This window comes from Rhodoferax sp. GW822-FHT04A08 (assembly GCF_058801025.1).
On sequence record NZ_JBXAMW010000001.1, the window covers coordinates 697,818 to 718,674 of the forward strand.

Sequence of the window (20,857 nt, forward strand, 5' to 3'; positions counted from 1 at the left end):
TTTGGGAGTTTCAGATACAGCTAAAGTTGCGGCATTGTGACAGAAACCAAGCTCCCACCCCCCGCCCCCGCATCTATGAATGACATAGTGAAAATTGATGGTTCCGGCGAGCTGGCTGCCTTCTCTTATCCGGACGACCATCCCGTCATGGCGACGTGGATGCATGCCACCCAAGGATTTTTGTCCAGGTTGGCTGCGGCGTTGCAGGTGGCTTCTGTTCACCCATCGCGCGCACTGGTTCTGCTGCCCTATGCGCAGTTGCGGCCATTGGCCGCACGTTTGTGGACACGACGGTTCGGTGACGGCTTTGCGCCCCGCTTCGAGACCACCATGAACTGGACCAGCGACGTAGGCGCTTTCAGTCCGGCGCCTACCGATATCCGCATGGATGCGACCTGGGACACCTTGAGCGCGCAATCCATGCTGGCCCAGGCCGGTCTGGCCGAGCAGCAGACTGCATTGGCCGGGTTGCTGGTGCAGACGGCGCACCAGTTGGCCCCACTGGCCGCGGCTTGCCCGCCCTCTGAGCGTCCGCAGTGGGCCCGGCGGGCCCGCCAATCCGTGGCCTTGGGCATGGCGTCAGGCGCCATGCAATGGGAGCTGGCGGTTGCAGGGATTGCGGTGGAGTGGGCGGCCTTGTCCAACTACCCCAGCGATCTGTTGTTTGAACGTGATCAATGTCCCGACGTGGACTGCCTGGTGATGGTGCAGGGCATTGCCAACGATCCGCTGGCCCTAGGACTGAAGCCGGTATGGGGTGAACGCCTGCTGGTCATGGCGCTGCAGGACGCGGACACCGTACCACCGCGGAAAGCTGGCATCGGACTGCATGCCTGTCATGACGCTGAGGACGAGGCGCAGCGCTGTGCCGCACAAGCATTGGCACGCATTGCAGAGGGCACATTTCCCCTGGCGCTGGTGTCTTCGGACCGGGCGCTGACACGCCGCGTGCGCGCCCTGCTGGATGCGTCCGGTATAGCCATACGTGACGAGAACGGTTGGAAGCTCTCCACCAGCCATGCGGCTGCCGGTGTCATGGCCTTGTTGCAGGCATGCGCCTGGAACGCCACCAGCGACCAGATGCTGAACTGGCTCAAACGGTGTGCGCCGGACTTTGCGCCCGCGCGCGACGCTTTGGAAGTGGCCTTGCGGCGCGACCAGGTACGCGACTGGCGCCATGCGGCAAACAGCGATAGCGTGCGCCGCAGTGAGGACTTGGCCGCCACGCTGCAGGCCATTGAACTGGTGCGATCCGGCGCCAAAGGACAGCACACCCTGGCGCAATGGCTGGGATGGTTGCGCTCCGCACTGACCAGTTGCGGCATGTGGCAGGTTCTGGAGACGGACGCTGCGGGTGCGCAACTGGCGCAGTCCCTGGGCCTGCTGGCGGGGCCGGGCGTGGATGCATTGCTGTCCGAGTCACTCTGGTCACAACAGCGCATGGACTTGAGCGCCTTCAGCCGCTGGGTCAATGAGTCGCTGGAGGCGCAAAGCTTCAAACCCGCATACCCCGAGCGCGAGCAGGTGGTGATTCTGCCGATGAGCCAGATGCTGGGTCGTCCCTTTGCGGCCGTGCTGCTGGCAGGCTGCGATGAAGTGCGGCTGTTAGCAGCGCCCGAGCCGCCTGGCATCTGGACCGCGGCACAGCGCGAGGCATTGGGCCTGCCGTCGCGTGACGCCTTGCAGGCCAACCAGCGTGCCGCCTGGCACAGCGCCTTGCAGACACCGGTGTGTGAAGTGTTCTGGCGCAGCGGCGATGAAAGTGGCGAGGCCTTGTTGCCCAGCCCGTTGGTGCAATTGCTGCAGGAGTCCGACGATGACGCTGCACCCGCTGCGGACCAGCGCGTGTCGCGTCCGGTGGATGCCCATCCCACGGCCATGCCGCAGCCCACGGGCGAGCAGTTGCCGGTTTCGCATCTGACCCAGGGCGCCTACGATGACCTGCGCCACTGTCCCTACCGTTTCTTTGCCCTGCGTCAGCTGGGGCTGAAGTCGGTGGACGAACTGGAGCAGGAAGTCGACAAGCGCGACTTTGGCGTCTGGCTGCACGCGGTGCTGCAGCAGTTCCACACCACGCTGGCACCGCAGGCCAGCGCCAACCGTGCGCTGCGCCAGGACCTTCTGGAAGCGGCGGCACTGGAAGCTACCCGCAAGATGGGGCTGGACGAGGGCGAATTCCTGCCCTTTGCCGCGTCCTGGCCCGCCGTACGCGAGGCCTACCTGGATTGGTTGCAACAGTACGAGACTACCGAGTCCGCCGTCTATGCCAGCGGCGAGACCGACTGTGAGCAGCAGATTGGCCCGTTACAAATCCGTGGCCGCGTGGACCGGATCGACCATCTAGCTGGTGGCGTTGTGATGGTGCTGGACTACAAGACGGAGAGCAGTGACAAGACGCGGGCCCGCATCAGCGACCCGCTGGAGGACACGCAAATGGCCTTCTACGCAGCACTGCTGCCGCAGGACACCTTGCGCGGTGCCTATGTCAACATCTCGGAAAAGAAAACCGCCACCATGGAGCAAGCGGACATTGTGCAGGCGCGCGATGCGCTCATTGAGGGCATGCTGAGCGACATGCAGCGCATCGCCGAAGGCGCACCCTTGCCCGCGCTGGGGCAGGGCAAGGCCTGCGACTACTGCGACGCCCGTGGCCTGTGCCGCAAAGACTTCTGGGGTAGCACATGAGCGGCATGCCCGATACCGCAGCATTCGAGTGGAATGGCGCGACCGTGGCGCGCGAGCGCTTCTACCAGATCGCCTGCGACCCGCGTCGCAGTGTGGCGGTGGAAGCCTGCGCCGGTGCTGGCAAGACCTGGATGCTGGTTTCGCGCATGGTGCGAGCCCTTCTGCTAGGCGCGGCACCGCAGGAGATCCTGGCCATCACCTTCACCAAGAAGGCGGCAGGCGAAATGCGCCAGCGTCTGCAGGAGTGGCTGCACCAGTTCTCCAGCGCAACCGACGCGCAGTTGCAAAGCGAACTGCGCATGCGCGGCTTTGCCCAGCCGGCCACGGCGGAGCAGTTGCACACGCTGCGCGGGCTGCACACCGCTTTGCTGCACGGTGGCAGGCCGGTGCAGATCCGCACCTTCCATAGCTGGTTTGCGGCACTGTTGCGCACCGCACCCCTGGGCGTTCTGCACAGCCTGGGCCTGCCCTCGGCCTACCAACTGCTGGAGGATGACAAGCAGGCCACAGCATTGGTTTGGCGGCGCTTTCAGACCCGCATCGCCAAAGAGGAAGCGGCGCGAACGGACTATGCCCAGGCAGTGCAAGCCTATGGCCGCTTCAACGCACACAAGGCGCTGGAGTCGGCGCTTTCCAAGCGCACCGAATTTGCGCTGGCTGACGCCCAGGGTGTAGTGGAGCAATCGGTGGATCCTTTTGCCCGGCAGTTCCCGGACTTTGCCACCTATGCCACGCCCGATGCGGCCCTGCGCAGTGACGAAACACGTGCACTGCTGCAGCGTGTGGCCAGCATCCTCGGGCAACAAAAGGGTGCCAAGTGCCAACAGGCCGCCAGTGCGCTGGAGCGCGCCCTGACCGAAGGCCGCGATGCGGACATTGCAGATGCCTTGCTGACCCAAAAGGGAGAGCCGCGCAAGCTGGGCGACAAGTTTGCACAGGCCGAAGTGGTGCAGCAGGCGCAGGACTTTTTGCTGCGGCTGAACCAGGCCCGCCTGCAGCACGCTGCCTGGCTGCACCAGCAGCGCATGGCACGTCTGAGCCGCATCCTGCTGGACGAATATGCGCAGCTCAAGCGCGAGCACGGCTGGATCGATATGGGCGACCTGGAGCGTGCGGCACTGGTGCTGTTGCGGGACGAGGAGCTCAGCGGCTGGGTGCAGGAGCGTCTGGATGCACGGGTGCGGCATCTGCTGATCGACGAGTTCCAGGACACCAACCCGCTGCAGTGGCAGGCACTGCACGCGTGGCTATCGGGCTACGCTGGTGCCGGCAATGCACCGTCGGTGTTCATCGTGGGCGACCCCAAGCAGAGCATCTACCGCTTTCGTCGCGCCGAACCCCAGGTGTTCCGTGCCGCCAAGGCCTTTGTCCAGGAGGGGCTTGGCGGTGACCTGCTGAGCTGTGACCACACGCGGCGCAACGCGCAAGCCGTGATTGCCACGGTCAATGCCGTGATGGCCCAGGCCCAGGAGCGACAGGAGTTTGAAGGCTTTCGCCAGCACACCAGTGAATCTTTGGATGCGGGGCAGGTGCTGCAACTGCCCGCCATTGAGCCGATGGAGGCGCGTGACACCGAGGCGAGGCAGGCGTGGCGTGATTCGCTCACGCAACCGCGCTTTGAGGAAGAGGAAAGCCGCAAGGTGCTGGAATGCCGCCAGGCCGCGCTGTGGCTGCAATCGCGCATGCAGGCCTCGGGCGGTACCTTGGCACCCAAGGATGTGATGGTGCTGGCGCGCAAGCGTGAACGCCTGGGCCTGATGCAAGCCGAGTTGGCAGCACTGGGCATACCGGCCCAGCAGCCCGAGAAGAGCGACTTGATCGACTTTGCCGAGGTGCAGGACGTGGTGGCTTTGCTGGATGCGCTGGTGTCGCCACAGCATGACCTGTCCCTGGCGCGGGCGCTGAAGTCGCCCTTGTTTGGTGTGAGCGATGCGGACCTGGTGCAACTGGCGTTGCAGCGCAAGACCATGCAAGTTGCAACGCCCAAGGGCAGCACCATCAGCTGGATGCAGGTGCTGCAATCCGGCGCTGACCTGCCGCAGATGCTGCAGACTTCCGCACAACAACTCGCCCTGTGGAAAACCTGGGTGGACAGCATGCTGCCGCATGACGCCCTGAGTGCCATCTACCAGAGCGGTGATGTGCTGGCCCGTTTTGCGGCAGCCGCGCCAGCCAACCAGCGCGATGGCGTGGTGGCCAACCTGCAAGCCGTGCTGCATGCGGCGCTGGCGGTGGACGGCGGACGCTACATCACGGCCTACCGCCTGGTACGCGCCCTGCGCGCGGGCGGCAACAAGGCACCGGTGCGCTCCGACAGCGGCGCCATGCGCTTGCTGACCATCCACGGCGCCAAGGGACTGGAGGCGCCACTGGTGCTGTTGCTGGACACCGATGCCCGCGAGGCGCGCGCCGAGACCATGGGCGCCCTGGTGGACTGGCCCGGTGAAGCTGCGTTTCCGCGCCGCTTCATCTTTCTGTCCAGTGAATCCAATCCACCTGCTTGCGTGGTGGATGCACTGCGCATGGAACAGGCCGAGCGCAGCCGCGAGGAGCTCAATGCGCTCTACGTGGCATTGACCCGCACCCAACAGACGCTGGTGATTTCCAGCGTGGTGCCACGCAGTGCCAATCCCGCAAGCTGGTGGACACGGTTGGTACCCCACGCGCAACCGGCGGAAGTGGAGCCCGCAGATTTCGGTCCATTCGCTGGATCAACGGGAACAGATCAGGTCGCAGTGGGCTTTGTCATGCCGACCTTGCCGGAGCTGCCAACAGCACTGCGCTGGGGGGGGAACGCGGCGGGTAGTGCCAGACCCCAGCCCGAAGCCGATAGCGTGGAATCCCGCATCGGCCAGGCCATGCACCGCCTGCTGGAACTGCTGCCGGTGCACGCTGGCGGCTACGGCAGGGCAGAGACGCCTTGGCCGGAATCCCGCACGGTCCACACGGCCCAAGCCTTCGCGCTGGATGCGCAGCACATGACGCTTGCCGTGGACATGGCCCGGCGCATTGCCACGGGCGATGCGGCCTGGGCCTGGGATGCGGAGCAGCTGTCATTCCATGCCAACGAAGTCCCATTGAGTCGCGGCGGACGCCTGCTGCGCATAGACCGGCTGGTGCAATTGCGTTCCAGCGGCGAATGGTGGGTGTTGGACTACAAATCCAGCGCGGCGCCCCAAAACGATGCCGCATTGTGTGATCAACTCCTGGGGTACCGCGCATCCATTGCGCAGACCTACGGCGCCGCTACCGTGCGTGCCGCCTTTTTGACGCCCCAGGGCGCACTGATTGAACTGAATACACCATGAAACTATCCATTCCCGTGGCCATCGTCGGGGGCGGCCCCGCCGGCCTGATGGCTGCACACCGCCTGGCCGAGGCCGGCGTTGCCGTTCATCTGTTTGATGCCATGCCCTCGATCGGGCGCAAGTTTCTGCTGGCCGGCAAGGGTGGTCTGAACCTCACCCATTCCGAGAGCGCCGACACCTTTGCCGGCCGTTACGGCGAGCGGCGCGATGCGATCGAGCGTCTGCTCAAGGACTTCGACTCCAGCGCCTTGCGCACCTGGGTGCAGGAGCTGGGCATTGATACCTTTGTCGGCACGTCCGGGCGGGTCTTCCCCAAGGACATGAAAGCGGCACCGCTGTTGCGCGCCTGGCTGCAGCGTCTGCGTCATCCGCCTGGCGGCGTGGGCGTGCAGTTCCACATGCGCCACCGCTGGCTGGGGTGGGCTGAAGACCGTACCCTGCAATTTGAAACGCCAACGGGCACGGTGGAAGTACAGGCCCAGGCCGTGGTGCTGGCGCTGGGCGGTGGCAGCTGGGCGCGTCTCGGGTCCAACGGTGCCTGGGTGCCCCTGCTGGTGCAGCAGGGCGTCTCGGTGGCGCCCTTGCTGCCGTCCAATTGTGGATTCGACGTAAAAGGGGGCTGGAGTGAGTATTTCTCCACACGCTTTGCCGGGCAGCCGTTCAAATCGGTAGCCATCACGCTGACCGGTCCGCAGGGCGCGCAGTGGCGGCGCAAGGGCGAGTTTGTGGCAACCGCCCACGGGGTGGAAGGCAGCCTGGTGTATGCGGCATCGGCACCGCTGCGCGATGAGATCATTCGCAACGGCAGTGCAACCTTCACGCTCGATCTGCTGCCCGACGTGTCCGCCGAAAAAGTGGCGCAGGAGGTAGCCCATCCGCGTGGATCGCGTTCACTCTCCAGCCATCTCAAAAGCCGCCTGAATCTGGACGGCATCAAGTCGGCCATCCTGCATGAATTGCTGGGTAAGGCTGCGTTCAACGATCCGGCGCAACTGGCTGCTGCCATCAAGGCACTTCCCATCACGCTGCAGGCGGCCCGGCCGATTGATGAAGCCATCAGCAGTGCCGGTGGCGTGCTGTTCGAGGTGCTCACCCCGGGGCTGATGCTGGAGCAACTGCCCGGCGTGTTCTGCGCCGGTGAAATGCTGGATTGGGAAGCGCCCACGGGCGGCTATCTGCTGCAGGCGTGTTTTGCCACCGGCCATGCGGCGGGGTTGGGTGCGCTGGACTGGTTGCGCCGCGGCGCCTAGGGTTGCGGCTGGTAGCCGGCGAGCAGTTGGCGCAGCTCGTCGGCCTTGAAGGGCTTGGAGAGAAAGCCGTCCATGCCGGCCTCTTCACAAGCCAGACGGTCGCTGGGCAGTGCATTGGCTGTCATAGCGATGATGGGTAGACGCTTGCCGGACTGCGCCGCCTCATAGGCGCGGATGGCGCGGGTGCATTCCAGTCCGTCCATGACCGGCATCTGCATGTCCATGAGTGCCACGTCAAAGCGGTCTTGCATGGCGAAATGCAAGCCCTCTTCACCGTTCTGTGCCAGTGTCACCCGATGGCCCGCGCGCTCCATCAGGCTGATGGCCAGTTTCTGGTTGATGGGGTGATCCTCCACCAGCAAGACCTTCAGACTCTGTGGTACTCCGTTTTCGGTCAGCTGGGGCGTGACGACCTTGGCTGCGGAGAGCGGCAGCGCAGTTTCCAAGGGCCTGCCAATGGCCAGGGGTACGCTGAATTCAAAGGTACTGCCCTGACCCGGAATGGACTCTACGCGGATATCGCCACCCATCAACCGCACCAGCGTGGCGGAGATGGTGAGTCCCAGACCGGTGCCGCCGTAGGTGCGCGTGGTGGAGCTGTCGGCCTGGGTAAAGGCTTCGAACACGCGCTCTTGCTTGTCCAGTGGAATGCCAATGCCGGTGTCCTTGACCCAGAAGCGGAAGTTGCGCTCCGCGTTGCGTGGGCCTTCCCAACCGACAGTCACCTGACCCTGCGCGGTGAATTTGATGGCATTGCCCACCAGGTTGGTGAGCACCTGGCGCAAACGGTTGGGGTCTCCCACCAGGTAGGTATTCAAGGGGCCCGCGTTCAGGGTCTCCAGTTTCAGGCCCTTGGTCTGGGCGCGCACGCGCAGGGGTGCCAGGCAATGGCGCATGACCTGTTCGAGGTCGAATTCCAGTGCTTCGAGTTCGATCTTGCCGGCTTCGATCTTGGAGAAGTCGAGTACCTCGTTGATGATGTTGAGCAGCGCTGCAGCAGACGATTTGACCACCAGCAGATGCTCGCGCTGCTCCTCGGTCAACGGCGTGTCCAGCGTCAGATCGGTCATGCCGATGATTCCGTTCATGGGTGTGCGGATTTCATGGCTCATGGTGGCCAGGAATTCGCTCTTGGCCCGGTTGGACTCCTCGGCCTGGGCCTTGGCCATTTCCAGATCCAGCACCCGCTGCTTGATCGTGCGCGACATGGTGTTGAAGGCGGTCCCCAGCTGCCCCAGCTCATCGTCTCCTTCAAACACCGGTGCCGGATTGAGGTTGCCCTGGGTGACCTCGCGGCTGGCGCGGGTGAGGTCGACCAGGTGACGGGTCAGCCACAAACCCAGCAACATCAGCAGCACAGCGGAGAGAACGAGTTCGCCTACCGCGATCAGTGAGCCCTGTGCCAGCAGAGCCTTGCGTGCGGCCAGGATGTGTGAAAGGTCCATGCCCAGATACAGCGTGCCCAGTGGTTGGCCAAACATCAGGATGGGCGTTTGCACCTGGTGCATGGGCGTGGCTGATTGCAGCGAGATTTCAAACCCCTGGTCTGGCTTGGGCAGCGCCTTGTCCGCGGGCCAGCCGCTGGACGCTACCCGGTTGCCCTGGTTGTCCACCACGATCAGGTACTGCACGCCCTTCTTGCTCAGGCTCTCGTCCAGCACCGATTGCACGGTGGCGTAGTCACGCTGGGCCAAGGGCGCAACCGTTGCCGCGGACAACACGGGAATGATTTGCTGGGCTTGCCGCTCGACCTGCTCAACCAGGTAATCGTTCATCAGGCGCAGGCTGTTGGTCACCAGCAGCGTCAGCATGAAAGCCTCCACCACCACGGCGGCCAGCAGAAAGCGGGCCCGTACCGAGCGCAGCGGCATGTGAAAGCGGTTCAGCTTCATTGCAGCGAGGCGCGCACTTCCTTGGCGTAGGGCTCCATCTGCTCCAGTTCCTTGGGTTTGAGCTTGCGATAGCCTTCCAGCTTGTATTTCTCAAAATAGGCCTTGCCCTCGGGGCTGGCGGCAAAGGTCGTCAGAGCGGCGTCGATCTGTTCCTTGCGTGCAGACTGTCGTTTGTTGAGCATGTAGACGCGGCCCGCCATCGGGTCGCTGATGACCAGAAAGCGCATTTGCGCCTGCAGGTCGCGGCTCAGGCTCTGGTAGTTGGCCAGTGATGTAAAGCCTGCTGCTGCCTCGCCGGAGAGCACCAGTCGCGCAACGCTGTCGGAGGCGCTCACGTACTTGAGGGTTTCGCTGTTGCCGTTCTGCTTCAGCCAATGCTGTCCCCAGAGCGTGACCAGGGAAGTGGGCGACAGGCCCAGGACCGGTTTGCCCAGCAGGTCCTTGGCCGTCTTGGCCTTGCTGCTGCCAGCTACCAGTGCCACTGCGCGGAAATCGGCGCTGTAAGTGAGCAGAGGGATGTAGTCCGCATCGGTCTGCGCCAGCCGGGCCTGGTGTCCGGTGGTGACCACCAGATCGTAGTCCTGGTGCAACATGCGTTTGGCAAATTCGGTGAAGTCCGGTGCGGTGACCACTTCCACCGGGGTGCCCAGTGCTTTTTCCAGATGGGCGCGCAGTGGCTGGTACATCTCCAGAATCACGCGGGCACTGGTATGTGGCGCAATGCCCAGGTGGAATACGCCTGCGGTTTGCGCTGATGCGCTCAAGGCCGCCAGCGAAAAGGCGGCTCCCAGAAACAATCGGCGGGTGACGAACGGCGTGCGCATAAATTGAACCTGTATGTTGTATGGCCCATTATCCCGCGCGCTGTCGATAGCCAGCCGGTTGTGTGTCAACGGCTACAGCGATTCCGGCGCATCAATCTTCAGTGAAGCACCTGTGACGTAGAACTGGCCTCCTGCGACATAGTGCAAGGTGCGCAGTGCATCAGGTTGGTCGTCAAAATTCCAGTGCCCATCCTGGAACACGCGACTGTCAGCAAAAGCATGCGTGACCTCGCCGATGAACAGGTCGTAGGCCGTCTGGTTGTGCGGTTCTGGCACCACCTTGCACACCAGCCAGCCCACACAGCCCTGCACCAGCGGGGCGTCAACGTTGGGGGCAGAAAACACCTGGGCGCCGTGGCGCTGCAATTTGTCGGGGACATCCACCGCGCTCTCAGACCCCAGGGCGAGTGTGAGCGCGGCGATGGACTGGCAAGGCAGGTTCAGGACAAACTGGCCGCTGGCTTCCACCAGTGCACGGGTGCGCGTAGCCTTGTCGATCACCACGGTGACCTTGGGCGGGCTGAAGTCCAGTGGACAGGACCAGGCGGCGGCCATGATGTTGACGCTGCCCGCGTGGGCGCTCGAGACCAGCACGGTCGGGCCATGGTTCAGCAGGCGATAGGCTTTTTCCAGGGGGACGGGTGCAAAGAAGGCAGGAACGGGCATGGGCAATGCAGTCAAAGTCGTTGAAGTGCTTCGCGGATGCGCGCAATGGTGTCGGTCATGGACGCCTTGCTGGACACTTCCAGCCCCAGTTTGCGGGCGATGTCGTTGACGCGCGCCGGGTTGAGTGGAACGCCACCGGCATCAATGGCGGCTATCAGGTCACGGGCACGCTGCTCGGGGCTGGGTTCCCGGGCGGAAAAACGTGATTTCAGCCAGGCCAGCGTCCTGCGCGACACCATGGCTATTGCACAGGATGGATGGACGGCGCCCGGTCCGGCATGGACTTGTCAGCGCCATTGTTCTTGGGCAGGTGTTTGATCAATCTGTCCAAAGTGTTCATCCCAAAATGAGGTTGACGAGCCCTTACCCGGCACTGGCTCCACAGTTAGGGCTGCTTGGTTCCCCACCTGACCCGGTTGGCCGCTTCACCATGCGGGAGGGCCCGTCAACCAAGATTGTAGTCGAGCGCCGTTGTGAAAACCGGCACGCAACCCAGCCCGTAGAATCGCGGCATGTCTTATCTCGTGCTCGCCCGCAAGTACCGTCCCCGCAATTTCACCGAAATGGTGGGTCAGGACCATGTGGTGCAGGCATTGACCAATGCGCTGACGACGCAGCGCCTGCACCATGCCTATTTGTTCACCGGCACTCGCGGTGTGGGCAAAACCACGGTGTCGCGCATTCTGGCCAAATCGCTCAATTGCCAGGGGCCAGACGGGCAGGGCGGCATTACCGCTACCCCTTGTGGCGTGTGCCAGGCGTGCACCGACATCGACAGTGGTCGGTTTGTTGATTACACAGAGCTCGATGCCGCCTCCAACCGCGGCGTGGATGAAGTCCAGGCCCTGCTGGAGCAGGCCGTTTACAAGCCGGTGCAGGGACGCTTCAAGGTCTTCATGATCGACGAGGTTCACATGCTCACCAACACGGCGTTCAACGCCATGTTGAAGACGCTGGAAGAGCCGCCCGAATACCTGAAATTCGTACTAGCCACCACCGATCCGCAGAAGGTGCCGGTCACGGTGTTGTCGCGCTGCCTGCAGTTCAACCTGCGGCCCATGGCGCCCGAAACCGTGCGCGAGCATCTGCAGCAGGTGCTGCAGCTCGAAAATGTGGAAGCGGAGCCGCAGGCCTTGCGCCTGCTGGCGCGCGCCGCGCGTGGCTCCATGCGCGATGCGCTGAGCCTGACCGACCAGGCCATTGCCTTTGGTTCCGGGCAACTGCAAGAGGCCACGGTGCGCCAGATGCTGGGCAGCGTGGACCGCGGCTATGTGTTCCGGCTGATTGAAGCCCTGGCAGCTGGCGACGGCAAGACCGTGGTGGAAACTTCGGAGACCTTGCGTCTCAATGGTCTGAGTGCTGCGTCCACGCTGGAAGAAATGTCCACTGTCCTGCAGCGCATGGCCGTGCTGCAGGCTGCAGGCCCCACGGATGCGGACGAGTCTGACCCGGAAGCGGCCGATCTGGCCCGGCTTGCCGATCTGCTGCCCGCGGACGAAACCCAGCTGCTCTACAGCATCTGTCTGCATGGCCGTGCGGATCTGGGGCTGGCACCTGACGAGTACGCGGCGCTCACCATGGTGCTGCTGCGTCTGCTGGCCTTCAAGCCATCGGCTGAAAAAAAAACTCTAGCGAAAGCTGAACCCCGCGCCGCAGCTGCGCCCGCAGCGGCGGCTGCTCCGCAACGCGTGGCCGTAGCGGCGCCAGTGGCGGAAGTCCCCCAACGCACAACTGCTTCGCCACCAGCGACAGCGCCTTCGGCACAACCGGCCCCGCGCGCGGTGCAGCCATGGGAGGATGCACCTGCGCCTGAGCCCGTTGTTGCAAAACCAGTAGCTCCGGCACCGGTTGCCGTACCGGTACAGCCTCGGGAGCCCATACCCGGCCCGCAGCCGGTGGAGCCCCACGACGGCTTGCCCGCAGGGCAACGTCTGGCTGTGATGGACAGCGACCCGCGCAGCGATGCCGAGGCCGAAGACGATTCTTTGCAAACCAGTGATTTGCGGTTGCCGGCTACACCTGCCAAGGTGCTGGCCGTGCCGGTGGTGCGCCAGCAGGCCGAATCGCGCGTCGATCTGGGCGTGAGCCCGGCGGCACCCGTGCTGATACCCACGGAAGAGGGCGACTTCTGGCACGCCACGGTGCAGCAGCTGATTGCGGCGGAGGCCATCAACGCCTTGGTGCGTGAGCTGGCCTTGCAGTCACAGCTGGTGGCGCGGGATACCGACCAGTGGCTGCTGCGCGTGGAGCGCGAAACGCTCAACCAGCCCGGTTCGCGTGACCGCCTGACCACGGCACTGCGCGGCGCCGGTTTTGATGTGCGGCTGGCGGTGGAGATCGGCCGCATCACCGATTGCCCGGCCCGTCGCAATGCGGCGGCGTCCGAGGAAAAGCAGCGCGCTGCCGAAAAGATAATTCTGGACGACCCGTTTGTGCAGACGATGATGCGGGACTTTGGCGCGAAAATCGTGCCCGGCTCCATCAAGCCCTTGTAATTTTTAAACCCCTCGAAGGAAAAACATGTTCAACAAAGGACAACTCGCCGGACTGATGAAGCAAGCGCAGGCGATGCAGGACAACATGAAGAAGGCCCAGGACGAACTGGGTCTGATCGAAGTCAGCGGCGAATCCGGCGCGGGCCTGGTCAAGGTGACCATGACCTGCAAGCACGACGTCAAGCGCGTGACCATTGACCCCAGTTTGCTGGCTGAAGACAAGGACATGCTGGAAGACCTGGTGGCTGCAGCATTCAACGCCGCAGTGCGCAAGGCAGAAGAAACGTCCACCGAGAAAATGGCCAAGATCACCGCAGGCATGCCCGGTCTGCCCGGCGGCATGAAGTTCCCGTTCTGATCACGCACCCTCCATTACATGTCTGATGCCCATTCGCTGGACGCACTGATCCAGGCGCTCAAGCGCCTGCCGGGCGTGGGTGTGAAGTCGGCGCAGCGCATGGCGTTCCATTTGCTGCAGCACGACCGCGCGGCGGCACACAACCTGGCGCGTGCATTGGACGATGCCTGCAAGCTCACGCGGCACTGCGAGCTGTGCAATACCTTTACCGAGCATGCGGTGTGCGACACCTGCATGAATGCTGCGCGCGACCAGACCAAGCTGTGCGTGGTCGAGACCCCGGCCGACCAGTCAGCCATGGAGCGCACCGGCGCCTACAAGGGGCTGTACTTTGTGCTGATGGGCAAGCTTAGCCCGCTCGATGGCATTGGGCCGAATGAGCTGGGTCTTAAGAAGCTGTTCGAGCGCGCCTGCGACGGTGTGGTGCAGGAGGTCATCTTGGCCACCAACTTCACGGCCGAAGGCGAGGCTACTGCGCACGTCATCAGCGAAGGGCTCAAGGCCCGCGGCATCAAACCCACACGGCTGGCGCGCGGCGTGCCCGTGGGGAGCGAACTGGAATACGTGGATCTGGGCACCATTGCCCACGCGCTGGTGGACCGGCGCTAGGCCGGTCCCGCCCGTTACTTTTTCTTGCGTACTTTCTTTACTGGCGCCGTGGGGCGCGCCGCGACGGCCTTGGTCTTGCGCACCGCGGGCTCCGCAGCGCTGCGATCAGAGGATGCAGCCTTGCTGGCCTGGCTTTGTGGCAGGAACAGGATCACCGGCTGCTTGGCCTTGAAACTAGCCGACGCGCTGACGCTGTTCCACTGTGCCACATTGGCCACCGTGACTTTGTATTTGGCAGCCACGGACGCGACCGTCGCCCCCTTGACCGCGTGCACAATGGTTTTCTTCAGCACGATCTCGGGTGCCAGCGACACTTGACCGCCGTCGGCCACCTGGCTGGTGACTTCCTGTTCATTGTGTGCGGCACGCGGAACCAGCAGTGCGGAGCCGGGACGGATCAGCATGCGCGGCGGAATGTTGTTGACGCTGCGAAACTCCGCTTCTCCCATGCCAACCTTTTTGGCAGCATCTACCGGGCGCATGGTGGTAGGCGCCACCCATACGGTCCAGCTGGCCAGCCTGCCGCCGGTATACGCGTCCAGATTGGTCTGGAAGACCTTTGCGTTGTCCCAAGGCAGCAGGATCTGCGGAGTGCCCGCAGCCATGATGACTGGCTTGTTGATGGAGGGGTTGAGCGCCTTGAAGTCGTCGATGGGCACCTCGGCCAGCTTGGCGGCAATGGCCACGTCCATATCGCGGCGGATGGTGACCGTATCAAAGTACGGGTGGTTTCCGATGTCGGGCAATCGGGAGTTGAAGGCATCCGGCTGGCCTACGATGTTTTTGATGGCCTGCAGCTTGGGCACGTACATGCGCGTTTCCATGGGCATGGTCAGGTCCTGGTAGCCCGTGCCCAGGCCCGCGCGCTGGTTCTTGCTGATGGCGCGACCCACACTGCCTTCACCCCAGTTGTAGGCCGCCAGCGCCAGGTGCCAGTCGCCAAACATGTTGTAGAGCTTTTGCAGGTAATCCAGGGCGGCACGGGTGGAGGCGAGCACATCGCGCCGGTCATCGCGAAACACGTTTTGCTTGAGCTCAAAAGTGCGGCCGGTAGCGGGCATGAATTGCCACATGCCGGCGGCCTTGGCGCTGGACACCGCCTGCGGGTTGAAGGCGCTCTCCACAAAAGGCAGCAGGGCCAGCTCGGTGGGCATGTTGCGCAGTTCCAGTTCCTCAACAATGTAGAAGAGATACTTCTTGGAGCGCTCGGTCATGCGGAAGATGTAGTCCGGCCGGGTTGCGTACCACTGCTCGCGGTCGTGTACCAGATCGTTGTCCAGGTCCGGCATGGCGTAACTGCGGCGGATGCGCTCCCACAGATCCTTGGGCGGTTCCATGGAGGCCACGGCACGTGAGCTGCGTTGGTCAGCCTGCGGTGAGAAACCATAGTCGGCAACCGGCCCGTTGGCGACTGAACCGGTGACTGCCGGGGTGGACGCGCGGGGGCGCACTGGGGACGGTGCAGGCTGGGTACGGGGTACAGCTCCTGTTTGCGGGCCTGGTGTCGGTTCCAGGGTGTTGGGTGGGGCCGGCACGGGGGCGACCACTGTCGCGCAACCTGTGAGCCATACCAGTGCACACAGGCCGAGCAGTTTCAAACCATTCATCGGTATTCGTTCTTCCATTGGCGCAATGTTGCAAATGCGCCTGTTTGCTCGGTCATCGCAGCATCATGCGTGCGGGCGGCGGCCATCACGGCAGGCACGCGACTGCGAAGAAAGGGGTTGATTCTGCGTTCCAGAGCAATCGTGGAGGGCAGGGTGGGTGTGTTGCGGCTGCGCAGCTCCTGGCAATGGACGTTGTACTGTTGCAGATCGACATTGGCGGGCTCTACCGCCAGCGCAAATTTCAGATTGCTCAGGGTGTATTCATGGGTGCAGCAGACGCGCGTCGTATCGGGCAGTGCCGCCAGGCTGTCAAGCGATGCCAGCATCTGGGCGGGTGTGCCTTCAAACAGCCTGCCGCAACCACCGCTGAACAGCGTATCGCCACAGAACAATAGCGGAGCGCCGTTCCAGTCTTCGCAGTAATAGGCGACGTGCCCTGCGGTGTGGCCGGGCACGTCGATGACGCGGAACGTCAAACCCATGGCTGTGCAGCTGTCGGTGCCGCTCAGACGTTTCAAGGGCTCAGGCATTTCCTCACCGGCCGGGCCGAAAACCTGGGCGCCGGTGGTATCACGCAACCGCGCTACACCGCCGGTGTGATCCGCATGGTGGTGCGTGACTAAAATGGATTCGAGTTGCAGGCCTTCGCGCTGAAGGGCCTCAAGCACCGGTTGGGCATCACCTGGATCCACCACCAGTGCTTTGCGCCCGTCGTGCAGCATCCAAATATAGTTGTCAGCAAAAGCAGGCAGCGGAATTAACTTCATGAGTGAATCGATTATAAGTTTGGTTGACTGGTTGCAGACTCCAGCTGGGCAGTACCTGCTGGCGTGGGAAAGGGCACAGGTGAACGCTGCTGTCGCCGACATTTTTGGCTACCACGCATTGCAGCTTGGCCTGCCGCAACTCGATGGACTGCATACTAACCGCATGCCGCATCAGTGGCTTGCACTCGACTCTTTGGGCCGATTGCACGAGGGGGCAACACGCCCGGTGGCGTTGCGCACGGATTTTTCGGCTTTGCCCTTTCCGTCCAGCAGCCTGGACCTGGTGGTATTGCCCCATACACTGGAGTTCAGCGCAGAGCCACACGCCACACTGCGTGAAGTGGAGCGCGTGCTGGTGCCCGAGGGGCGCGTGGTGATCTTCGGCATGAATCCCTTCAGCCTGTGGGGCTTCAAGCAGACGCGTGGTCACATCTGCAGAAGGCTGGGTGGTGGCAGCCTGTTTCTGCCGAAGGACGGAGAGTTCATTGGCTACTGGCGCCTGCGCGACTGGCTGCGGCTGCTGAGTTTTGAAGTGGAGCAGGGCGAGTTCGGTTGTTACCGGCCAGCCTTTCGCAGTGAGAAATGGCTGAATCGTTTTGAGTGGATGGACCGCGCTGGCGCTCGCTGGTGGCCCATACTCGGGGCCGCGTATTTTCTGGTTGCCGTCAAACGCGTGCGTGGCATGCGTTTGCTGGGCCCGGCTTGGAAAGCACAACCGGCACGCGCTGCCAAACCTGTATCGGCTGCCCGCAGCCTGAGCGACTATTCCAAAGTGGAGAAACTGGATTGACTGATGTTGTGATTTATACCGACGGGGCCTGCAAGGGTAACCCCGGCCCTGGCGGCTGGGGCGTGTTGTTGCGTTCGCCCGATGGTTCCGAAAAGGAGTTGTTTGGCGGTGAGTTGGGTACCACCAACAACCGCATGGAAATGACCGCCGTGATTGAGGCGCTGGCCGCCCTCAAGCGGCCCTGCGCAGTGGTCTTGCATCTGGACAGCCAGTATGTGCTCAAGGGCATTACGGAGTGGCTTGCGGGCTGGAAAGCCAAAGGCTGGAAGACCGCCGCCAAGCAGCCGGTGAAAAACGTGGACCTCTGGCAGCGTCTGGACGCGCTGGTGTCCACCAGCGGTCACACGATTGACTGGCGCTGGGTCAAGGGGCATGCCGGAGACCCCGGCAACGAGCGGGCCGACGCCTTGGCCAACAAAGGCGTGGAAAAAGCGCTGGCACAGCGCTAGGCCACGTCCCCGATGTCCTAGATCAGCCCGTCAAACATCAGGACATCCACCTCTTCGCCCACGGCCACATTGCCCTGGTCGTGGTGCAGGACCAGCAGGCCGTTGGCCACTACCATAGAGCTCAGGACACCGGAGCCTTGCTGGCCCGTGGTCTTCACTTGCAGGCTGCCGTCCGGAGCGGTCTGGACTATGGCGCGCTGGTATTCAGTGCGTCCGGGCTTTTTGCGAATCGCCTCTGCGCTGCGTGCCTTCAGCGGAAGGGGGGCTTCGACCTGTGCACCCATCATCTGCAGCAGCGCAGGGCGAACAAAGGCCAAGAAGGTCACCATCACGGCCACCGGGTTGCCGGGCAGGCCAAACAGGATGGCCGGGCCGATGCGCCCCACCGCCATCGGGCGACCAGGGCGCATGGCAATTTTCCAGAAGGCAACACCGCCTTCGCCGCCTGCCATCTTGCGCATCACGGCTTTGGTGTGGTCGGCCTCGCCAACGCTCACTCCCCCACTGGTGATGATGGCGTCTGCCTGCGCTGCCGCTTGAGCGAAGGCTGCTTCCAACGCGGCGGGGTCGTCACGCACCACACCCATGTCCAAAACCTCGACGCCCATGCGCGTGAGCAGACCGAACAGGGTATAGCGGTTGCTGTCATACACCGCTCCCGCACGCGGCACATCACCCAGGCTGAGAACTTCATCCCCGGTGGAGAAGAAGGCCACGCGCAGCTTGCGGCGCACCTCGACGGTGGGAAGCCCCAAGCTGGCCAGCAGGCCCAGTGCCGCGGGGCCAATGGTGCTGCCCGCCAACAGTGCGGGCTTGCCCTTGCACAGGTCTTCTCCTTTGAAGCGGCGGTTGTCGCCTGGCTGCAATGCGTTGGCAGGAATGGTGATGTGATCGCCATCCACCTGCACCAGCTCCTGCGGCACGACCGTGTCCAGACCCGCGGGCATGACCGCGCCGGTCATGATCTTCAGGCATTGATGCGCTGTCAGCTCTCCGGTCCAGGCCTTGCCTGCCAAAGCGGTGCCAGCAATCTGCAGTTTGAGCGGCTGGCCGGGTTGCAGCAACGCGCCGCGCAGGGCAAAGCCATCCATGGCAGAGTTGTCATGGGCGGGTACATCGATGGGCGAGATGACGTCAGCGGCCAGCACGCGGCCCAGGGCGGACATGAGAGCCACAAGCTCGGTCTGCGCCACGGGTGTGACCAGCGTCTGCAGGAACTGCACGGCCTTGTCGGCACGCAAGGCTTGCGGGTCGTAGCCCTGCAGGCTGGCAGCGACTTGTTCCAGGGTCTTCATCGAGTCTCCAATTGGTGTAGATCGTCCAGGGTATTGGCGTTGGCAAAAGCCCGAGGGTCGTCGCCGGGAGCGTTGAAAGGCACTTTTGCCTGTCCCTGGCTCGCGGTCCAGGCGCCGATTTTGCGGCCTCCGCTTTCCAGAAATGCCTGCAGCTTGTCAGCCAGTGCGGTGCGCAGCAGACAAAAGACCGGCTGGGCGTGCAAGATGCCGTCGGCCTCCTGTGCATCGGGCGCCATGGCCATGGCGATGGGCACTTGCTGCTGCAAAAGCGCTTCGCCCAGGCGCTGTAGCAGATCCAACGGAAACCGGGGTGAATCACAAGGTACGGTCAGCAGATAGGGGAACTGGCTCTCGCACTGGCGCATGGCGGCCAGAAATCCAGCCAGCGGTCCGGCAAAGTCGGGTACGGTGTCGGTCCAGACGGGCACACCCAAAGCCTGGTACTCGGAAAGGTTGCGATTGGCATTGATGGCAAGCAGACCAGGTGTTCCTGCGCTTTGGCGGCGCAGGCGATCCAGGGCGAGCGCAGCCAGCGGCTGCCCCTGAAACGGCTGCAAACCCTTGTCCAGCCCGCCCATGCGGGTTGCCCGACCACCAGCCAGCACCACGGCGCACACGGAGCGAGTGTCCAGCGCAGTTGGCTGCATGGCCTAGCCGCCTATGTAGCTCATTTCGACCCTGCGCTTGCCACTTTCGGCGGGCGCAGGCCCTTCGGCGCTGCGCAGCTCGGAATAGCGGTCCTTGCGGCCCTGCCAGATATGGGCGATGGCAGATGCAATTTCTTCGTCGGAGTGGTCGCCGCGCACCAGGTCGCGCAGGTTGTAGCCTTGGCTCGCGAACAGGCACAGATAGAGCTGGCCTTCGGTAGACATGCGGGCGCGGTTGCAGTCGGAGCAGAAGGCTTGCGTGACGCTGCTGATCACACCGATTTCGCCGGCGGCCTTGTCATGTTGGCCGCTGGCATCGGCATAGCCCCAGCGCTGGGCGGTTTCGCCCGGCTGCGAGGCCTCCAGCGGTATGAGCGGCAGCTCCTGCTGCAAGAGACGAATCACGTCGGCGGAGGGAAGCACATCGTCCATGCGCCAGCCATTGGTGGCGCCCACGTCCATGTACTCGATGAAGCGCAATACGATGCCGCTGCCCTTGAAGTGCCGCGCCATGGGCAGGATTTGCTGGTCATTGGTGCCACGCTTGACCACCATGTTCACTTTGATCGGGCCAAGACCCGCCGTTTGTGCCGCCTCGATGCCGTCGAGCACATCTCGGACCGGAAAGTCCACATCGTTCATGGCGCGGAACACGGCATCGTCCAGACCATCCAGACTGACCGTCAGGCGCTTGAGGCCGGCCGCGCGCAGTGCTTCTGCCTTGCGTGTCAGCAGGGAGCCGTTGGTTGTCAGCGTCAGGTCCAGCGCGTTTCCGTCCGGAGTGCGCAGTGCGGACAGCTGCTCGATCAGGATTTCGAGGTTCTTGCGCAGCAGGGGTTCGCCACCGGTGAGCCGTATCTTGGTCACCCCATGGGCCACAAACTGCCGTGCGATCCGGGTGATTTCTTCAAAGGTCAGCAGGGAGCTGTGGGGCAGGTAAGGGTAGTCCTTGGTGAAGACATCCTTGGGCATGCAGTAACTGCAGCGGAAGTTGCATCGGTCGGTGACGCTGATGCGCAGGTCGCGCAGGACACGCCCCCTTGCATCCTGCAGAAGTCCGCTGGCCGGTAGCAGGGCCTGCGCATTCAGGGCTGTAGCGGGGACGCCCAGTGATCCGGACCGTTGGTCCGTGACGGGGATGATGCGCTTGCTTGGTTGTTCTGCCATGGTCCTATTGTCCATCCTCTCGGCACCCGCGGAGCGAGCGGCTGAAGA

The 20,857-nt window shown here is 63.4% G+C and carries 17 protein-coding genes and 1 other RNA gene; 8 read left to right on the top strand and 10 right to left on the bottom strand.

Annotated features, from left to right (window positions below):
- The first annotated feature begins 75 nt into the window (after positions 1–75).
- The 3 genes from AC1RMF_RS03260 to AC1RMF_RS03270 are packed head-to-tail and all read left to right on the top strand — an operon-like array spanning position 76 to position 7,243.
- The gene (locus tag AC1RMF_RS03260) at positions 76–2,685 is read left to right on the top strand and encodes a PD-(D/E)XK nuclease family protein (protein WP_493139493.1); all 2,610 of its coding nucleotides are present in this window, start codon (positions 76–78) and stop codon (positions 2,683–2,685) included.
- Entirely contained in the window at positions 2,682–5,993 is a 3,312-nt protein-coding gene (locus AC1RMF_RS03265; protein WP_493139495.1) for a UvrD-helicase domain-containing protein, read from the top strand. Before AC1RMF_RS03260 ends, AC1RMF_RS03265 begins: the two co-directional genes overlap by 4 nt.
- Positions 5,990–7,243: a TIGR03862 family flavoprotein gene (locus AC1RMF_RS03270; protein WP_493139497.1), complete on the top strand. Its 1,254-nt coding sequence runs from the start codon at positions 5,990–5,992 to the stop codon at positions 7,241–7,243. The genes AC1RMF_RS03265 and AC1RMF_RS03270 overlap by 4 nt, the downstream gene beginning before the upstream one ends.
- On the opposite strand, the gene AC1RMF_RS03275 is transcribed toward AC1RMF_RS03270, so the two are convergent.
- The 5 genes from AC1RMF_RS03275 to ffs form a co-directional block, all read right to left on the bottom strand.
- Positions 7,240–9,135 carry an ATP-binding protein gene (locus tag AC1RMF_RS03275; RefSeq protein ID WP_493139499.1) on the bottom strand — a complete coding sequence of 632 codons (1,896 nt, stop codon included), beginning with the start codon at positions 9,133–9,135 and terminating at the stop codon, positions 7,240–7,242. The two genes, AC1RMF_RS03270 and AC1RMF_RS03275, sit on opposite strands and share 4 nt — an antisense overlap.
- The gene (locus AC1RMF_RS03280; RefSeq protein ID WP_342617152.1) at positions 9,132–9,959 is read right to left on the bottom strand and encodes a phosphate/phosphite/phosphonate ABC transporter substrate-binding protein; all 828 of its coding nucleotides are present in this window, start codon (positions 9,957–9,959) and stop codon (positions 9,132–9,134) included. Before AC1RMF_RS03280 ends, AC1RMF_RS03275 begins: the two co-directional genes overlap by 4 nt.
- Before the next feature lie 72 nt (positions 9,960–10,031).
- Positions 10,032–10,625, bottom strand: coding sequence for a flavin reductase family protein (locus tag AC1RMF_RS03285; protein WP_493139502.1), 594 nt, complete (start codon positions 10,623–10,625; stop codon positions 10,032–10,034).
- An 11-nt stretch (positions 10,626–10,636) separates the two neighbouring features.
- Positions 10,637–10,864, bottom strand: coding sequence for a hypothetical protein (locus tag AC1RMF_RS03290; protein WP_493139504.1), 228 nt, complete (start codon positions 10,862–10,864; stop codon positions 10,637–10,639).
- Positions 10,865–10,976: 112 nt separating this feature from the next.
- Positions 10,977–11,072: signal recognition particle sRNA small type (gene ffs, locus AC1RMF_RS03295), an RNA gene on the bottom strand.
- Between the two features lie 65 nt (positions 11,073–11,137).
- Here ffs and dnaX point away from each other — a divergent pair.
- Genes dnaX through recR form a run of 3 tightly spaced genes read left to right on the top strand, consistent with a single transcriptional unit; the run spans position 11,138 to position 14,087 of the window.
- Positions 11,138–13,120 carry a DNA polymerase III subunit gamma/tau gene (gene dnaX, locus AC1RMF_RS03300; RefSeq protein WP_342617156.1) on the top strand — a complete coding sequence of 661 codons (1,983 nt, stop codon included), beginning with the start codon at positions 11,138–11,140 and terminating at the stop codon, positions 13,118–13,120.
- 25 nt (positions 13,121–13,145) lie between these two features.
- On the top strand, positions 13,146–13,478 hold the full coding sequence (locus AC1RMF_RS03305; RefSeq protein WP_493139506.1) for a YbaB/EbfC family nucleoid-associated protein: 333 nt from the start codon (positions 13,146–13,148) through the stop codon (positions 13,476–13,478).
- An 18-nt stretch (positions 13,479–13,496) separates the two neighbouring features.
- Positions 13,497–14,087, top strand: a complete 591-nt coding sequence (gene recR / locus AC1RMF_RS03310) for a recombination mediator RecR (protein ID WP_342617158.1) — start codon at positions 13,497–13,499, stop codon at positions 14,085–14,087.
- Between the two features lie 14 nt (positions 14,088–14,101).
- Here recR and AC1RMF_RS03315 read toward each other — a convergent pair whose 3' ends face one another.
- Entirely contained in the window at positions 14,102–15,694 is a 1,593-nt protein-coding gene (locus tag AC1RMF_RS03315; RefSeq protein WP_493139509.1) for a transglycosylase SLT domain-containing protein, read from the bottom strand.
- Positions 15,691–16,461 (bottom strand): hydroxyacylglutathione hydrolase, encoded by a 771-nt coding sequence (gloB, locus tag AC1RMF_RS03320; protein WP_493139510.1) that lies wholly within the window; start codon positions 16,459–16,461, stop codon positions 15,691–15,693. Before gloB ends, AC1RMF_RS03315 begins: the two co-directional genes overlap by 4 nt.
- Between gloB and AC1RMF_RS03325 the strand changes: the two genes are divergently transcribed.
- Both AC1RMF_RS03325 and rnhA read left to right on the top strand, forming a co-directional pair.
- On the top strand, positions 16,460–17,251 hold the full coding sequence (locus AC1RMF_RS03325; RefSeq protein ID WP_493139512.1) for a class I SAM-dependent methyltransferase: 792 nt from the start codon (positions 16,460–16,462) through the stop codon (positions 17,249–17,251). The genes gloB and AC1RMF_RS03325 overlap by 2 nt on opposite strands.
- Positions 17,248–17,700, top strand: a complete 453-nt coding sequence (gene rnhA / locus AC1RMF_RS03330) for a ribonuclease HI (protein WP_342617248.1) — start codon at positions 17,248–17,250, stop codon at positions 17,698–17,700. Before AC1RMF_RS03325 ends, rnhA begins: the two co-directional genes overlap by 4 nt.
- A 17-nt stretch (positions 17,701–17,717) precedes the next feature.
- Here rnhA and moeA read toward each other — a convergent pair whose 3' ends face one another.
- Genes moeA through moaA form a run of 3 tightly spaced genes read right to left on the bottom strand, consistent with a single transcriptional unit; the run spans position 17,718 to position 20,809 of the window.
- Positions 17,718–18,995 (bottom strand): molybdopterin molybdotransferase MoeA, encoded by a 1,278-nt coding sequence (moeA, locus tag AC1RMF_RS03335; protein ID WP_342617249.1) that lies wholly within the window; start codon positions 18,993–18,995, stop codon positions 17,718–17,720.
- Positions 18,992–19,642, bottom strand: a complete 651-nt coding sequence (gene mobA / locus AC1RMF_RS03340) for a molybdenum cofactor guanylyltransferase MobA (protein ID WP_493139516.1) — start codon at positions 19,640–19,642, stop codon at positions 18,992–18,994. The genes moeA and mobA overlap by 4 nt, the downstream gene beginning before the upstream one ends.
- Before the next feature lie 3 nt (positions 19,643–19,645).
- Entirely contained in the window at positions 19,646–20,809 is a 1,164-nt protein-coding gene (gene moaA, locus AC1RMF_RS03345; protein WP_493139518.1) for a GTP 3',8-cyclase MoaA, read from the bottom strand.
- Positions 20,810–20,857 lie beyond the last annotated feature (48 nt).

Coding starts and splice junctions, on each gene's coding strand:
- AC1RMF_RS03265 (WP_493139495.1), top strand. CDS start 2,682: ATGAGCGGCATGCCCGATACCGCAGCATTCGAGTGGAATGGCGCGACC.
- dnaX (WP_342617156.1), top strand. CDS start 11,138: ATGTCTTATCTCGTGCTCGCCCGCAAGTACCGTCCCCGCAATTTCACC.
- gloB (WP_493139510.1), bottom strand. CDS start 16,461: ATGAAGTTAATTCCGCTGCCTGCTTTTGCTGACAACTATATTTGGATG.
- moeA (WP_342617249.1), bottom strand. CDS start 18,995: ATGAAGACCCTGGAACAAGTCGCTGCCAGCCTGCAGGGCTACGACCCG.
- AC1RMF_RS03290 (WP_493139504.1), bottom strand. CDS start 10,864: ATGGTGTCGCGCAGGACGCTGGCCTGGCTGAAATCACGTTTTTCCGCC.
- AC1RMF_RS03275 (WP_493139499.1), bottom strand. CDS start 9,135: ATGAAGCTGAACCGCTTTCACATGCCGCTGCGCTCGGTACGGGCCCGC.
- AC1RMF_RS03315 (WP_493139509.1), bottom strand. CDS start 15,694: ATGAATGGTTTGAAACTGCTCGGCCTGTGTGCACTGGTATGGCTCACA.
- mobA (WP_493139516.1), bottom strand. CDS start 19,642: ATGCAGCCAACTGCGCTGGACACTCGCTCCGTGTGCGCCGTGGTGCTG.
- recR (WP_342617158.1), top strand. CDS start 13,497: ATGTCTGATGCCCATTCGCTGGACGCACTGATCCAGGCGCTCAAGCGC.
- AC1RMF_RS03285 (WP_493139502.1), bottom strand. CDS start 10,625: ATGCCCGTTCCTGCCTTCTTTGCACCCGTCCCCCTGGAAAAAGCCTAT.
- AC1RMF_RS03270 (WP_493139497.1), top strand. CDS start 5,990: ATGAAACTATCCATTCCCGTGGCCATCGTCGGGGGCGGCCCCGCCGGC.
- moaA (WP_493139518.1), bottom strand. CDS start 20,809: ATGGCAGAACAACCAAGCAAGCGCATCATCCCCGTCACGGACCAACGG.
- AC1RMF_RS03305 (WP_493139506.1), top strand. CDS start 13,146: ATGTTCAACAAAGGACAACTCGCCGGACTGATGAAGCAAGCGCAGGCG.
- AC1RMF_RS03280 (WP_342617152.1), bottom strand. CDS start 9,959: ATGCGCACGCCGTTCGTCACCCGCCGATTGTTTCTGGGAGCCGCCTTT.
- AC1RMF_RS03325 (WP_493139512.1), top strand. CDS start 16,460: ATGAGTGAATCGATTATAAGTTTGGTTGACTGGTTGCAGACTCCAGCT.
- AC1RMF_RS03260 (WP_493139493.1), top strand. CDS start 76: ATGAATGACATAGTGAAAATTGATGGTTCCGGCGAGCTGGCTGCCTTC.